Here is a 16,190-nt window from a genome sequence, read left to right as displayed (position 1 = left end):
GCCGGCGCCACCGGTGCGTCCGGGCTCAGGCGATCCCGGCCGGGGTGCCGCCGCCGACACGCAACGCCGCCATCGGCGCGTCGTCGATCGCGTAGCCCAGCGCGTCGACCACCTCGACCACGCCGCTGACCTGCCGGGTCAGCCGTGCCGCGAGATGCGCGGTGGACCGGCGCTCCACCTGGCCGGTGAGCGTCACCACGCCCCGGTCCACAGTCACGTCCACCACGCCGTCGCGGACGCCGAGGCTGCGCCACAGCACCTCCTCGACCACGTCGCGCCGGATGCCGGCGTCCGGGCGCAGGTGCACCTTGAGCAGGTCGCCGCGGGTGACGATGCCGACCAGCCGGCCGAGGTCGTCGACCACCGGCAGCCGCTTCACGCCGCGCGCGTCCATCAGCCGGGCCGCCTCCACGATCGTCGCGTCCGGCGTGACGGTGACCGGGGGCGCGGTCATCAGGTCGGCGGCGAGCGTCGCGCCGGCCTTCGCCCGCGCCTCACGGCGGTGCCGGTCCGGCAGGATCCGCCGCTCCCGGGGCCGGCCCAGGAACTCCACCTTGTACATCAGGTCCGCCTCGGACACCACGCCCAGCACCCGGCGGGTCTCGTCCACCACCGGCGCCGCCGTGACGTGCCGTCCGGTCAGCACGTCGACGATCTCCCGGTACGCCGTGCCCTCCCGTACCGACGCCACGTCCCTGGTCATCACGTCCTGCACCTGCCACGTACGCATGGCGAACCTCCCTGTCGTCCGCCTCCGACGCTAGGCGGCGGCGCCGGACCGGAGCAGGGGCGCAAAGACCAGGTCAGGGGGCCGGAGGTCCCGAATCACCCAGTCGCGACGGGCTCGGCGGTCTCGTCGAAGGGAGGCTCGGCGGTCAGCAGGCCGGCCGGCACCGGCTCGACCTGCACCCGGCAGTCGTGGAACGTCGGCGCCTCGCCCAGGTCGGTGTCCCGGACGCCGGTCACGGCGTTGACCGTGGACCGTCCCGGGCTGCGCCGCGCCCAGTACGCCTTGTACGTGAACGCCAGCCCCGGCCGGGCCGCCTCGTCCACCGCCACCGCGGCGAGGAACGCGCCCCGGTCGTTGTGCACGCGCACCGCGTCGCCGTCGGTGAGCCCGCGCGCCGCCGCGTCGGCCGGGTGCAGGTGCACCCGGGGCGGTCCGGCGCGGCGGAGGTGCCACGGCAGCGAGGCGAACGTGGAGTTCATCAGGTAGCGGTTGGCCGGGGTGAGCAGCGTCAGCGGGAACCGACGGGCCAGGTCCGGGTCGGCCGCCTCGGCCGGTGGCGTGTACCCGGGCAGCGGGTCCACCCCGAGCGGGGCCAGCGCCGGGTCGTGCAGCCGGGCCCGCCCGTCCGGGGTGGGGAAACCGCCCTCGGCGTACGGCGCGGAACCCACCGGCACGCCGGTGAGCCGGGCGTACGTGCGCTCGCGCAGCTCCTCGTACGTGATCGGCGCGCCGGCCAGCAACTGCCGGGCCAGGTCCTCGTCGCTGTCCCGGAACGCCGGGTGGTCGATCCCGAGCGCGGCGGCGATCCGCCGGAAGATCTCGGTGTTCGGCAGCGCCTCGCCCGGCGCGCGGGTCACCGGCAGGTTCAACGTCGTGTAGTGGTGCCCGTAGGACGTCTGGAGGTCCAGGTGCTCGGGCTGCATGGTCGCCGGGAGCACCACGTCGGCGTAGTCGCAGGTGTCGGTCCAGCGCTGCTCCAGCACCACCGTGAACAGGTCGGTGCGGCGCAGCCCGGTCAGCAGCCGGGCCTGGTCCGGGGCGGTCGCCGCCGGGTTGGCGTCGAACACCACGAGCGAGGTGACCGGCGGGTCGGCCTCCCCGGTGAGCACGGCGGCCAGCCGGCTCATGTTCAGCGACCGGGCCGCCGGGGCGGGCATGCCGACCGGCCGGATCACCGGGCCGTTGTCGATGCGGTGGTGGCCGCTGGTGGTCACCAGCGCCCCGCCGCCGGGGTACCGGAAGTCGCCGGTGACCAGCGGCAACGCGCAGATCGCCCGGATCGCCTGCCCGGCGCCGTGGTGGCGTTGCAGGCCCAGCCCGACCCGTACCGCTGTCGGGCGGGTGGTGGCGATCCGGTCGCCGAGGCGGCGGACCGTCCCGGCGGGCAGGCCGCACTCGGCGGCGGCCCGCTCCACCGGCCAGTCGTCGAGCCGGGCGGCCAGCTCCGGCCAGCCGGTGGTGTGCGCGGCCAGCCACGCCTCGTCGGCCGCCCCGGCGTCGCGGACGTGCCGCATCAGTCCGAGCGCGAGCGCCGCGTCGGTGCCTGGTAGCGGCGCGACGTGCTCGTCGCTGCGGGCCGCCGTGTCGGTGCGCAGCGGGTCGATGGTCACCACGTACGCGCCGCGCTCGCGGGCCTGCTGCACGAACGGCCACAGGTGCAGGTTCGTGACGAGCGGGTTGGCGCCCCAGAGCACGATCAGTCCCGCCTCGACGATCGACTCCGGTTCGAAGCCGACCGAGGCGCCGTAGAGCGAGCGCAGCGCGGCCCGCGCCGCCGCCGTGCAGATGGTGGTGTCCAGCCGGGACGCGCCCAGGTGGGCGAAGAGCCGGGGCCCCATGGTCCAGCCCTGGACCAGGCCCATGGTGCCGGCGAAGTAGTAGGGCAGCACCGACTCGGGGCCGTCCCGCTCGATGCTCGCGCGCAGCCCGGTGGCCACCCGGTCGAGGGCCTCGTCCCAGCTCGCCGGCCGGTACGCGACCGGGCCTGCGCCCTTCGGGCCGGTACGGACCCAGGGCGTGGTGAGCCGGTCCGGCCCGTTCACCGCGTCCAGGTAGCGGTTCACCTTGCCGCAGAGCGCGCCCCGGGTGAACGGGTGGTCGCGGTCGCCGCGCAACGCGACCGCCCGGCCGTCGTCGACGGTGAGCTGCCAGACGCAGGTGTCCGGGCAGTCCAGCGGGCAGGCGCCGGGGTGGGTGGTGACTGGTCCCATGCGCGGATGCTACCGACGCGGCCGGGCGGCTGCCCTCCGGCTTTTCCGCCTCCCGGTGGGTGGGGCGTTTGGCCGGAGCGGGGGCGGGTACCCGCCGGGGCCGACCGCGTGGCGTGGTGCCCGCCGGCGGCGAGGGGAGGGGTGGGATGCGGTTCCCGCTGTTCGTCGAGGCGGTGGCGCGGCGGGCCGAGTTGCCCACCGACGAGGCCGCGACTGTCTCCCGTGCGGTGTTGCAGACCCTCGCCGACCGGATCACCGCGGACGAGGCGTCGGACCTGGCCGCGCAGTTGCCGGACGACGTGGGCGGCTATCTGGAGCCCGGCGGCACCGCCACCACCGGTGGCGCTGTCGACTTCCTGTACCGCGTGGCCGAACGCGCGGCGGTGGACCCGGCGGTCGCCGAGGTGGGCGCGGTCGCGGTGCTCGCCACGTTGCGCGACACGGTGACGGTGGGGGAGTTCCACGACCTCGTCGCGCAGCTCCCGAAGGGCTTCGACGCCATGGTGGACCCCGTCCCGCGACCGCCGTACGATGTCTGAGCAGGCTCCCCGAGACCGGGTTGAGCTGCGGCACCGAGGCCGTCTGCGGCGAAGATTCCACGGCCTGGAAGTATTTTCACCGTAAAATAGTTTGTCGCCCGTCACGTACGCTGTAAATCGTCTACGCGCTAGAGGGATGATCGGACGATTTCCTCCGTCCGAGGTTCCAAGGTGCCGTCCCCTCTTCGGCTCAAGCCTCATCGCCGCTCTTCCGGCGCACGGATCGAGCCATATTCTGCTTCCAATGTGAAGTCCTGGGGGGGATCAATGATCACATTCGTCGATCGCTTCGTGCCTGTCCTCTGTGGAGCGCAACCCGCTTCCTGACATGGCAGAGACGATGATCATCAATCGTTTCGGCGCGATCTCGGCGGTACACGGCGGACGTCCGGCACTTCTCGGTGAGACCCACGAGGTCACCTACACCGAGCTGGCCGGGGCGGCCGGCGGGCACGCTGCCGTGTTCGCCGCCGCGGGCCTGCGCGCCGGAGACCGGATCGCGCTGCTCACCGCACACGGTGCGCCCACCGTGGCGGCGATGCTCGGCGCCCTCGCCGCCGGATGCGCGTACGTGCCGCTGGACCCGGGCTTCCCGGTCGCCCGGCTGCGCCACATGGTCGACGCCGCAGGCGTCACCGCCGTGGCCTGCGCCGCCGAGCACCGCGACCTGGCCTCCACGCTGGCCGGCGAGCGCCCGGTCGTCGCGCTGGACGAGGTGCCGCCGGCTCCGCTGCGCCCGGTCCCGGCCGACCCGGACGCGCCGGCGTACGTGCTGTTCACCTCCGGCTCCACCGGCGTGCCCAAGGCGGTCGGGCAGACCCACCGCAACCTGGCCCACGTCGTCGACAACCAGATCGCCGCGCTCGGCGTCGGCCCGGACGACCGGCTCAGCCTGCTCGCGTCGTTCAGCTTCGACGCCGCCATCCCCGACCTCTACCCGGCGCTGCTCACCGGCGCCGCCGTCGTACCGGTCGACCTGCGCCGCCAGGGACTGGCGCACGCCGTCGACCAGCTCGACCGGCACCGCGCCACGGTCCTGCACTGCACGCCCACCGTCTACCGCTTCCTGCTCGACACGCTCGGCGCGCGCCGGCTGCCCACGGTGCGGGCGGTGCTGCTCGGCGGCGAGCAGGCCACCTGGACCGACGCGGCCCGCGGCCGGGACCGGTTCGCCCCCGACTGCGTGCTGGTCAACGGCTACGGCGCCACCGAGATGACGTTCGCCGCCCGGCACGTGCAGCCGCTGTCCCAGGTGGACCCGGACGCGCGCGGGCCACTGCCGGTGGGTGTCGCGTTCCCCGGCTACCGGCTGGACCTCGCCCCGGACACCGGCGAGATCGTGGTCCGCAGCCGCCACCTCGCCCCCGGCTACCTCAACCAGGACAGCGACCGGTTCGGCGTCGACGCCGACGGGGTGCCGTCGTACCGCACCGGTGACCTGGGCCGGCTGCTGCCCGGCGGGGAACTTGTCTGCCTCGGCCGACTCGACCGGCAGGTCAAGGTGCGCGGGCACCGGGTCGAACTGACCGAGATCGAAGCGGTGCTGTCCGCCCAGCCCGGCGTCGCGGGCGTCCGCGCCGTCGTCCGCGACGGCGAGCTGCTCGCGTACGCCCGGCCGGCCGGAACCCGCCCGGACCCGGCGGCGCTGCGCGCGGCGCTGACCGCCGCGCTGCCCGGCTACGCCGTGCCCCGCGCGGTGGTGGTGGTCGACGAGTTCCCGCTCACCGTCACCGGCAAGGTCGACGAGCGGGCGCTGCCCGACCCGGTCACCGAGGTGCCCGCCGAGGAGGCCCCGGTCACCGACACCGAACGCGCCGTGCACGACATCTGGTGCGCGGTGCTGGGCCGCGACGCGGTCGCCCGCACCGCCAGCTTCTTCGACGTGGGAGGGCAGTCGCTGCTGCTGGGCCAGGTGCAGCAGCGACTCGCCGAGCGGTTCGGCGTACGCCTGCCGATGCTGCGCCTGTTCGACCACCCGACCGTCGCCGCCCAGGCGGCGCTGCTGGACGCCCCGCCCGACGCGGTCCGCGCCCCGGTGCTGCCCGCGCCCGCCGCGCCGGTGCGCGCCGCCCGCGAGTACACCGGCGACGAGATCGCCGTGGTCGGCGTCGCCGGGCGGTTCCCCGGCGCGCCCGACGTGGCCACGTTCTGGTGGAACCTGTGCACCGGCGTCGACTCGGTGCACGACCACACCGACGAGGAACTGGCCGCGCTCGGCGTCGGCCCCGCCCTACGCGCCGACCCCCGGCACGTCCGCGCCACCGGCCGCCTCGACGGGGTGGCCGACTTCGACGCCGAGTTCTTCGGCTTCGGCGCCGACGAGGCAGCCCGTACCGACCCGCAGCACCGGCTCTTCCTGGAGACGGCCTGGGAGGCGCTGGAGGACGCCGGGCACGACCCGGCGCGCTTCCCCGGACTCGTCGGCGTCTACGCCGCCACCTCGGCCAACCGCTACTTCCTGTTCCACCTCATGGACAACCCCGCGGTGGTCGGCGACGTCGACCCGGACGACTGGGAGGCCCGGCTCGTCGGCCGCCAGTTCACCGACCACCTGCCCGGGCAGGTCGCCTACCGGCTCGGCCTGACCGGCCCGGCGATGGCCGTGCAGAGCGCCTGCTCCAGCTCGCTGGTCGCGGTGTGCGTGGCCGCGCAGAGCCTCGCCGACTACCAGTGCGACCTCGCGCTGGCCGGCGGGTCCACGGTGATGTGGCCCCGGCACCGGGCGGGCGGGCTCGCCTCGCCCGACGGCCGGTGCCGCGCCTTCGACGAGGCCGCCGCCGGCTCCGGCTTCGGTTCCGGCGCGGGCGTGGTGGCGTTGCGCCGGCTAGCCGACGCGCAGGCCGACGGCGACCGCATCTACGCGATCCTGCCCGGCTGGGCGGTCACCAACGACGGCCCGGACCGGGCCGGCTTCGCCGTGCCCGGCCCGGCCGGACAGGCCGCCGCCGTCGCCAACGCGCTCGCCACCGCTGAGGTGGCACCCGGCGAGGTCCGCCTCGTCGAGGGCCACGGCAGCGGCACGCCACTCGGCGACGCCATCGAGGTCGCCGCGCTGCACGAGGTGTACGCGGGCGCCGCGCCCGCCGAGTCCACAGCGCTCGGCTCGGTGAAGACCAACATCGGTCACCTGGACGCCGCCGCCGGCATCGCCGGGCTGATCAAGACGGTCCTCGCCGTGCGGCACGGGGTGATCCCGCCGAACCTGCACTTCACCCGCCCGCACCCGGAGATCGACCTGACCGCCGGACCGTTCTACGTGCCCACCAAGGCGCGGGACTGGCCGGACGACGCGCGCCGGGTCGCCGGGGTGAGCGCGTTCGGCCTGGGCGGCACCAACGCGCACGTGGTGGTGGAACAGCCGCCGCCCGCCGAGCCGGCCGATCCGCCCGGCGAGGGACCGTGGCTGCTTCCGGTCTCCGCGCGTACCCCGGCGGCGCTGCGGGCCGCGCTGGCCCGCCTGCGCAGCCACCTCGCCGGGGCCGCCCCGGCACTGCCCGAGGTGGCCGCCACGCTGGCGCTGGGCCGGCGGGCGTTCGCCCACCGGGCGGCGGTGGTCGCGTCCGACCTTCCGGGCGCGCTGTCCGCGCTGGACGTGCTGCTGGACACCGGCACCCGCATCGCCGGCGACGGCGGCCCGCTGCGCGAGACGGCCGCCGAGTGGGTCGCCGGGCGCGACGTCGACTGGCACGCGCTGCACCCCGAGGGCACGGTCCGGCGCACCGGACTGCCCACCTACCCGTTCCAGCGCCGCCGGCACTGGATCGACCCCGTGCAGAAAGGTCCGCGGTGAACTGGTTCGTCTCCGCCGGAAGCCGACCCGAGGCGCCGGTGCGGTTGTTCTGTCTGCCCTACGCCGGAGCGGGCGCCAGCGCGTTCCGCCGCTGGGCGGCCGAGTTCGGCGCGGGCGTCGACGTGGTGCCGGTGCAACTGCCCGGCCGGGAGAACCGGATCACCGAGGACCCGCGCTTCACCGTCGCCGAGGTGGCCGACGCCATCGCCTCCCGCGCCGACCGCCCGTACGCGATCTACGGCCATTCGATGGGCGGACGGCTCGGCTTCGACGTGGTCCGCGAGCTGCGCCGCACCGGCCGCCCGCTGCCGGTCCGGCTCTACGTCGGCGGCGCCCGCGCCCCGCACGTCGCCACGCCCGGCCCGTTCGACGGGCTGTCCCGGGCCGGCGACGACGAGCTGCTGCGCCGCCTCGGCGAGGGCGGCGGCCTCCCCGCCGAACTGCTCGACCACCCCGAGCTGGTGGAACTGCTGCTGCCGCTGCTGCGCGCCGACTTCGGCCGGGTCGACGACTACCGCCACGTGCCGGGCGAGCCGCTGCCGGTGCCGATCGTCGTGTTCGCCGGCCGTACCGACCGGGCGGTCAGCCGCGAGCAGAGCGCCGCCTGGGCCGAGCACACCGCGGCCGGGTTCACCCTGCACGAGCTGGACGGCGGCCACTTCTTCCTGCACGACCGGCTGACCGAGCTGGCCGCGCTGATCCGGGCCGACCTGACCGCCGCGCCCACCGACACCCGCCCCGGCACGCCGGACGCGGGTCCGGACCCGGTGCGCGCCGCCGGTCGCGGGACCGCCGGCGCCGCGCACCGGGTTCCGCTCGGCGACACCGGTTGGTCGGTGTGGCGCGACGCGATGCTGCGGACCACCGGGTTCCCGGCCGACGGGCTGGAGCTGTTCACCGCGCCCCGGGCCGCCGCGGCGGCCGACGAGCTGCTGGCCACCGGTGCCGGTGCGGACCGGTTCACCAAGGAGTTCGAGGAGGCGCTGCGCGCCGGCGCGCAGCGGTTCAGCGAGCTGGCCGCCGACCCGCTGCTGCGCGAGGCGGTCACCTGGCAGAACCGGGGGGCGCTGGTCGCGTTCGACGGTCTGGTCCGCGGCGGCGCCGACGCGGCCCGCAACGTGCGCCGCCGTGACCGGGAACGGGCGCTGCTCAAGTACTGGCAGCGCTACTGCGGCAAGAACGAGACGGTGGGCTTCTTCGGCCCCAGCTGCTGGGTCACTGTCGATCCCGCGCAGCCGGAGGTTGCCCGAGTCAACCCCGGCGAGCGCCTGACCCGGCGGCGCTGGGTGTGGTTCGAGTCGTGGGCGCTGTCCGCGTACGCCGAACGGATCGGCTCGGACCTGGCGGTGCGCCGGTGGTGGCCGCCCATGCTGCGGGCCCACCTGGCGGTCCGGGACCGCGACGTGCTGCGGCCCGGCCGCCCGCCGCTGACGCTGACCCCGGTCGAGGCCGCGCTGCTGCGCGCGGCCGACGGCCGGCGTGCCGCCGCCGACCTGGTCGCCGACCCGGCGATCGGGCTGCGCCGCTCGGAGGACGGCTACGCGCTGCTCGACCGGCTGGTCGAACGGGAACTGATCACCTGGGACGCGGCCCTGCCGGTGAGCCCGGACGCCGAGCGGGTGCTGGCCGACCGGATCGACGCGATCGGCGACGAGCCGGCCCGCGCGGCCGCCCGCGCCGGGTTCGACCGGCTGCGCGCCGCCCGCGACGACGTCGCCGCCGCGGCCGGCGACGCGGACCGGCTGCGGACCGCCCTGGACGCCCTCGACGCCGCGTTCACCGAGCTGACCGGCGTGCCCGCGGTGCGCCGGGCCGGTCAGATGTACGCCGGCCGCACGGTCTGCTACGAGGACAGCGCCCGGGACCTGGACGTGGTGTTCGGCGCCCCGCTGCTGGCCGAGCTGGCCGCCCCGCTGGATGTGCTGCTGCGTGCCGCCCGCTGGCTGGCCAACGCGCTCGCCCGCGCCTACCTGGACGTGCTGCGCGGCCTGTACGAGGAACTGCGCGCCGAGTCCGGCGCCCCGGTGCCGCTGGCCGACCTGTGGTTCCTCGCCCAGGGGATGTTCTGGGGCGACGGGGACCGGCCCGTCGACGCGGTCGCGGCGGACTTCGCCGCCCGCTGGGCCGGACTGTTCGGCCTGGACACGCTGCCCGCCGGCACCACCGACGTGCGGCTGCGCGCGGCCGACCTCGCCGGCCGGATCGACGCGGTGTTCCCCGGCGACGGTCCGGAGTGGTCCAACGCCGCCATGCACAGCCCCGACCTGCAGATCTGCGCCACCGACGCGGACGCGCTGCGGCGCGGCGACTACACGGTGGTGCTCGGCGAGCTGCACGCCGCCTGGTCGTCGTTCGACTGCGCGGTGTTCACCCCGTCGCACCCGGACGTGGAACGGCTGCGTGACGCGCTCGCGACGGACATGGGGCAGCGGCGGGTCCGGCTGCTGTTCCCGGCCGACTGGCCGCGGCGGACCAGCCGCACCGCCGAGTCGCTGACCGGCCCGGCCGACCGGCACCTGGCGTTCCTCGACGCGCCGGGCGCCGACCCGGCCCGCGTGCTGCCCACCGTCGACCTGGTCGTCGACGAGGTGGACGGCGAGCTGGTCGCCACCGCCTCGGACGGTCAGCGCTGGCCGCTCGTCGAGATCTTCGCCGAGCCGCTCAGCGCACACGCCGTGGACGGGTTCAAGCTGGTCGCCGCCGCGCCGTACACGCCCCGGATCACCGTGGACCGGCTGGTGCTGGCCCGGCAGACGTGGCGGACCACAGTGGGCGAGAGCGGCCTCGCCGTGCCGGACGGCGAGCGGGACCGGTTCCTCGCCGTCCGGGACTGGCGCCGCCGCCTCGGCCTGCCCGAGCAGGTGTACGTCAAGCTCGGCACCGAGACCAAGCCCTGCTTCGTGGACCTGTCCGCGCCGGCGTTCGCCACCACGCTCTGCGCGATGGTGCGCGCCGCCCGGGTCGACGGCGGCGACGACGTGTCGTTCACGGTCAGCGAGATGCTGCCCGCACCGGATCAGGCGTGGGTGCCCGACGGGCAGGGCCGCCGCTACTTCAGCGAGCTGCGCCTGCACATCACCGACGCCCGGCGGGAGGACCACCGGTGAGCCACCTGCTGCCCCTGGGCGAGACCGGCTGGTCGGTGTGGCGGGACGTGGTCCTGCGTACCGCCGGTTTCCCGGCCGCCGGGCTGGACCGGTTCGCCGCGCCGGACTGCGCCGCCGCCGCGGACGCGCTGCTCACCGGCGACACCGGCCCCGAGCTGTTCGACAAGGCGCTGGGCGAGGCGTTCGCCGACTCCTCGGCGGTGGCCGGCGAGCTGGCCGCCGATCCGCTGCTGCGCGAGGCGGTGACCTGGCAGAACCCGGACATGCTCATCGCGCTGGACGGGCTGCTGCGCACCGACCCGCAGGTCCGCAACGTGCGTCGCCGCAAGCGCGAGCTCAGCCTGCTGCGCTACTGGCAGCGCTACTGCGGCAAGGCCGAGACGATCGGCTTCTTCGGCCCGGTCTGCTGGGGCACGTTCGACACCACCCGGCCCGGCGTGCACACCGTGCCCGGTGACGCGCTCGTGCACCGGCGCCGGGTGTACTTCGAGGCCTGGGCGCTCATCGCGTACGCCGACCGGCTCGCCGACGACCTCGCGGTGCGCCGCTGGTGGGCGCCGGCCCTGCAACCGCACCTGACCGTCGCCGGACGGGAACTGCGCGCGCCGCTGCACCCGCCGACCGCGCTCACCCCGGTCGAGGCGCTGCTGCTCGGCGCCTGCGACGGGCGGACCCCGGCACTGGAGCTGGCGCACCGGCTGTGCGACGCCGGCGAGGTGCACAGTCCCGACGACGTCTACCTGCTGCTGGACCGCTGGGTCGAGCGCGGCCGGCTCAACTGGGGCGCCAACCTGCCGATCGCGCCGGACGCCGAGCACGTGCTCACCGCGCGGATCGCCGCGATCGGCGACGAACCGGTCCGCGCCGCGACGGCGGCCGAGTTCGGCCGGCTGTGCGCCGCCCGCGACGAGGTGGCCGCCGCGGCCGGCGACCCGGACCGGCTCGGCGTCGCGCTCGCCGCGCTCAACGCCCAGTTCACCGCCGTCACCGGGCGCCCCGCCACCCGGCACAGCGGGCAGATGTACGCCGCCCGCACCGTCTGCTACGAGGAGACCGCCCGCGACCTGGAGTTCCGCATCGGGTCGGCGGTGCTCGACGCGCTCGCCGAGCCCCTCGCCGTGGTGCTGCGTACCGCCCGCTGGTTCACCGGCGAGGTGGCCGCCCGCTGCGGCGACCTCTTCACCGAGCTGCACGAGGAACTGGCCGCCGACGGCGAACCGGTGCGGCTGGCCGACCTGTGGCTGCTGGCCCAGGGCACGCTCGTCGCCCCCGACGGCCCGATCGGCCGGGCCGGCGCCACGCTCACCGCACGCTGGGCCGAGCTGTTCGGCCTGGCCGACCTGCCCGAGGGGCAGGCGGAACTGCGGCTGCGCGCCGCGGACCTGACCGAGCGGGCCCGGGAACTCTTCCCGGCGACGCGGCCCGGCTGGCCGTCGGCCCGGCTGCACAACCCGGACGTGCAGCTCAGCGCCGCCTCGCCGCAGGCCGTCGAGCGCGGCGACTTCCTGCTGGTGCTCGGCGAGCTGCACCCGGCCTCGGTCGCGTTCGACAGCGCGGTGCTCAGCCCGTTCCACCCGGACCCGGCCGCGCTGCGCGCCGATCTCGACGCCGACCTGGGCCCGGCCCGGCTGCGGGTGCTCTGGCCGGACAGCTTCCCGCGCCGCACCACCCGCACCACGTACGCGCTGACCGGCCCGGCGGACCGCCAGCTCGGCATCGACACCGCGCACGGCGCCGACGTGGACCGCCTGGTCCCGGCCACCACGGTGCTGGTGGAGCGCACCGGCGACACGCTCACCGCGGTCTTCCCCGACGGCGCCCGCTGGCCGCTGATGGAGGTGTTCGCCACGCTGCTCGGCTCGCTGCTGCTGGATGCGTTCAAGCTGCTCGGCGCCGCCGCGTACACGCCCCGCATCACCATCGACCGGCTGGTCGTGGCCCGGCGCACCTGGCGCACCACGGCCGGGGCGTGCGGGCTGGGCGGCCACCCCGACGAGACCGCCCGCTACCTGGCGGTACGCCGCTGGCGCGCCGAGACGGGCCTGCCCGAACGGGTCTTCGTCAAGGTCGGCACCGAGATCAAACCCTGCTACGTGGACCTGACCGGCCCGCTGTACGCGCAGTCGCTGTGCGCGATGGTCGACGCCGCGCTGCGGACCGGCCCGGACGTGCCGGTGGTGGTCTCCGAACTGCTGCCCGCGCCCACCGAGGCCTGGGTGCCCGACGCCCGGGGCCGCGGTTACGTCAGCGAACTGCGCCTCCAGATCACCGACCCGGCCGAGCACCTTGGAGCACTCCGGTGACCGACACCCTGACCGTCAGCGCCGTCCACGGCCCGGACCTGCCCTGGCCGGACGCCACCCTGGCCGACCTGATCACCGCGCAGGCGGCCCGCACCCCGGACGCGGTGGCGGTGCGCCAGTGGGACACCCGGCTCACCTACCGCCAGCTCGTCGACCGGGCCGCCGGGGTGGCCGCCGCGCTGCGTGAGCAGGGCGTCGGCCGGGGCGACCGGGTCGGCGTGTGCGGCGCGCGTACCCCCGACCTGGTGGTGACGGTGGTCGGCGTGCTGCTCGCGGGTGCCGCGTACGTGCCGCTGGAGCCGGGCGGCCCCCGGGCCCGGCTGCGCGGGATCGCCCGCGACGCGGGCGTCCGGGTGGTGGTCGGTGACGCGGCGGCGGCCGAGTTCGGCGACGATCCCGGCGTGACGGCGCTCGGCCTGCCCGGCCCGGCCCCGCTCGCGCCCTGCCCGGCCCGCCCCGGCGACCCGGCGTACGTGCTGTTCACCTCCGGCTCCACCGGCCGCCCGAAGGGCGTGCTGACCACCCACCGCAACGCGGTCGAGTTCGTCACCGGCGTGAGCGCGCTGACCGGCGCCGACGCGTCGGTCCGCAGCCTCGGCATCGCCTCGCTCGGCTTCGACGCGGCCACCATGGACCTGTTCGTGCCGCTGACGCTCGGCGGCGCGGTGCAGCTGCTCGGCGCCGACGACCGCGCCGACCCGGTACGGCTGGCCCGGTTCGTCGCCGAGCACGAGGTGACCTGGGGCTTCATCACCCCGACCGTGCTGTCGCTGCTGGACCCGGCCGGGTTCCCGTCGTGGCGGGTGCTGCTCTGCGGCGGCGAGGCGGTCCCGGCCGAGCTGATCGCCCGCTGGGCGCCGGGACGGCGGTTCCTCAACGGCTACGGCCCGACCGAGACCACCGTCCTGGCGGTCACCTGCGACCTCACCCCCGCCGACACCGACCCGGTGCCGATCGGCCGTCCGCTGCCCAACCACCGGGCGTACGTGGTCGACGCCGACCTGCGTCCGGTGCCGGCGGGGGAGACCGGCGAGCTGCTCATCGGTGGGCCCGGCCTGGCCGACGGCTACCTGAACCGGCCCGGCCTGACCGCCGAGCGGTTCGTGCCCGACCCGTTCGGGGACGTACCCGGCGAACGGCTCTACCGCACCGGCGACCTGGTCCGGCAGGGCCCGGACGGCCGGATCGTCTACCTCGGCCGCGCCGACCGGCAGGTCAAGGTGCGCGGCCAGCGCATCGAGCTTGGCGAGATCGAGGCGGTGCTGGCCGCCCACCCAGGCGTCGAGCGGGTCGCGGTGGAGGCGGTGCCCGGCCCGGCCGGCGCCGAGCTGGTCGCGTTCCTCACCCCGGCCGGGGCGCCGGACGACGACGAGCTGCGGGCGTACGCGGCGACGCGGCTGACCACCGCGATGCTGCCGGCCCGGACGGTGCGGCTGGACGCGCTGCCGGTCAGCGCGACCACCGGCAAGCTGGACCGGCCGGCGTTGCGCGAGCTGGCCGCAGCCACCCCGGCAGCCGTGGCCGACGCGTCCGTAGACGACGACCCGGTGACGGCGGCGGTCCGGCGGGTCTGGACCCGGCTGCTCGGCGCCGCGCCCGCCCCGGACAGCGACTTCCTCGCCGCCGGCGGCAACTCCATCGCCGCGATGCGGCTGGTCGCCGCGCTGCGCGCGGAGCTGGGCCGGCAGGTCGACACCCGGGTGCTGTTCGCCGACCGCACGTTCGCCGCGCTCGTGGACCGGGTCCGCGCCGCCGACCCCGCCGACGCCGACGGGCTCACCACCGGCAACCCGCCGACGCTGTCCCCGCCGCAGCGGCGGCTGTGGTTCATGGACCAGCTCGCCCCGTCCAGCGCGCCGTACAACATCGCCGTCGCGCACCGGCTGCGCGGGCCGCTGGACGTCACCGCGCTCGGCGCCGCGCTGCGGGCCGTCGCCGAACGGCACGACGTGCTCCGCTGGCGCATCCCGTGCAACGGCGGCGTGCCGTACGCGGTCCGCGAGGAACCCACCGACGTGGCGGTGCCGGTGGTCGACCTGACCGGCGCCGCCGACCCGGACGGTGAACTGGCCGGCATGCTCGCGGCCGGCGCCGGGCACGCGTTCGACCTGGCCACCGGGCCGCCCTGGCAGGTGACCGTGTACCGGCTCGCCGCCGAGGAGCACGTGTTCGCGGTGACAGTGCACCACGCGGTCTTCGACGGCTGGTCCGAGGCGCTGCTCTACGACGAGCTGGCGCTCGCGTACGCCCGCGCGCTCGGCCGCTCCGTGCCGGGCCGTCCGCCGCTGCCCGCCACGTACGCCGACTACGCGGTGTGGCGCGCCGACCGGGACAGGCGCCGGGGCGAAACCGACCTGGCCTGGTGGACCGCGCACCTGGCGGGCGCGCCCACGGTGCTGGACCTGCCCCGCGACCGTCCCCGCCCGGCCGTGCAGACGTACGCCGGCGCGGAGGCAGCGGTACGGCTGGACGAGACCGCCGACCGGGCCGTCCGCGACCTGGCCACCCGGCGCGGCACCACTGTCGCGGCGGTGCTGCTGGCCGCGTTCGGCGAGCTGCTGCGCCGGGTCACCGGCGCCGACGAGCACGTGCTCGGCGCGATCGTCGCCGACCGGCGGCTGGCCGCGTTCGACGAGGTGATCGGGTTCTTCATCGACACCGTGCCGGTGCGGGTGCGCTCCGGCGGCGCGAGCTTCGCCGAGCAGGTCGACCGGGCCGCCGCCGAGCTGCACGAGGTCACCGCCCACCCGGGCGCGCCACTGGAACGCGTCGTCGAGGCGCTCGGCGTGGGCCGGGACACCTCCCGCGCCCCGCTGGTGCAGGTGCTGTTCAACGTGCTCAACTTCGTCGCGCCCCGGCTGACGCTGACCGGCCTGGCCGTCGAGCCGGTGCCGGTGCCCAAACCCGGGTCGCCGTTCGACCTGACCGTCTACGTGGTGGAGCGCGACGGGCGGGCCGGCGTCGAGGTGGTGCACAACCCGGACCTGTTCACCGGCGAGCGGATCGCCGCGTTCCTGGCCGACCTGGCCGCCCTGGTGGGCGCGCTCGCCGCCGACCCGGACGTCCCGGCCGCCGAGGTCGCGCCCGAGCTGCCCCGCCCGGCGGTACGGGTCGCGGCGCTCGGCGCGATGACCGTCGCGACGGCCGAACCGGCCCGCGCGCCGCTGCCCGCCGGCTCGGACGCGCTCACCGCGACCGAGGAGCTGATCGCCGGGATCTGGCGGGACGTGCTCGGCCGCGACGCGGTGGGCGTGAGCGACAACTTCTTCGACATCGGCGGCCACTCGATGGCCCTGGCCGCCGTGCACGCCCGGCTCACCGAGGCCACCGGCCGCTCGATCACCATGCTCGACCTGTTCCGCCACCCGACCGTGCGGGCGCTCGCCGCCAGCCTCGACGGGGCCGCGGACCGGCCGGAGCTGGCCCGCGCCGCGATGCGCGCCGCCGCCCGGCGGGGCCGCGCCCGCCGTACCCCGCCACCTCGCCGACCTCACCCGTGACGCGATCCCTT

Annotated in this window: 7 protein-coding genes; 5 read left to right on the top strand and 2 right to left on the bottom strand. The window is 76.2% G+C overall.

All coding sequences use genetic code 11. The features are described 5' to 3' along the window. Window positions 1–25: 25 nt before the first annotated feature. Together V6U82_RS08840 and V6U82_RS08835 are read right to left on the bottom strand one after the other, a co-directional pair. Window positions 26–730 (bottom strand): CBS domain-containing protein, encoded by a 705-nt coding sequence (locus tag V6U82_RS08840; protein ID WP_128138984.1) that lies wholly within the window; start codon window positions 728–730, stop codon window positions 26–28. A 95-nt stretch (window positions 731–825) separates the two neighbouring features. Further along, on the bottom strand, window positions 826–2,940 hold the full coding sequence (locus V6U82_RS08835) for a molybdopterin-containing oxidoreductase family protein (RefSeq protein WP_334460379.1): 2,115 nt from the start codon (window positions 2,938–2,940) through the stop codon (window positions 826–828). Window positions 2,941–3,086: 146 nt separating this feature from the next. Here V6U82_RS08835 and V6U82_RS08830 point away from each other — a divergent pair, with 146 nt between their 5' ends. The 5 genes from V6U82_RS08830 to V6U82_RS08810 all read left to right on the top strand — a co-directional run bounded on the left by V6U82_RS08830 (window position 3,087) and on the right by V6U82_RS08810 (window position 16,179). Next, window positions 3,087–3,479 carry a DUF2267 domain-containing protein gene (locus tag V6U82_RS08830; protein WP_128139180.1) on the top strand — a complete coding sequence of 131 codons (393 nt, stop codon included), beginning with the start codon at window positions 3,087–3,089 and terminating at the stop codon, window positions 3,477–3,479. Window positions 3,480–3,807: 328 nt separating this feature from the next. Continuing rightward, window positions 3,808–7,269 (top strand): AMP-binding protein, encoded by a 3,462-nt coding sequence (locus V6U82_RS08825; RefSeq protein WP_334460378.1) that lies wholly within the window; start codon window positions 3,808–3,810, stop codon window positions 7,267–7,269. Then, a complete protein-coding gene (locus V6U82_RS08820) occupies window positions 7,266–10,376 on the top strand; it encodes a thioesterase domain-containing protein (RefSeq protein ID WP_334460377.1) in 3,111 nt (1,036 codons plus the stop codon). Before V6U82_RS08825 ends, V6U82_RS08820 begins: the two co-directional genes overlap by 4 nt. Continuing rightward, window positions 10,373–12,679, top strand: a complete 2,307-nt coding sequence (locus V6U82_RS08815) for a lantibiotic dehydratase (protein WP_334460376.1) — start codon at window positions 10,373–10,375, stop codon at window positions 12,677–12,679. Before V6U82_RS08820 ends, V6U82_RS08815 begins: the two co-directional genes overlap by 4 nt. Beyond that, complete coding sequence (locus V6U82_RS08810) at window positions 12,676–16,179, top strand: amino acid adenylation domain-containing protein (RefSeq protein ID WP_334460374.1); 3,504 nt, start codon at window positions 12,676–12,678, stop codon at window positions 16,177–16,179. Before V6U82_RS08815 ends, V6U82_RS08810 begins: the two co-directional genes overlap by 4 nt. The last annotated feature ends 11 nt before the right edge of the window (window positions 16,180–16,190 follow it).

Origin of the sequence: Micromonospora sp. CPCC 205554, from assembly GCF_036902745.1 — a bacterium.
In the GTDB taxonomy this organism is placed as follows: Bacteria; Actinomycetota; Actinomycetes; order Mycobacteriales; family Micromonosporaceae; genus Micromonospora; species Micromonospora tulbaghiae.
Note: the sequence above shows the minus strand (reverse complement) of the source record. Positions and strands in the feature narration are given on the sequence as shown.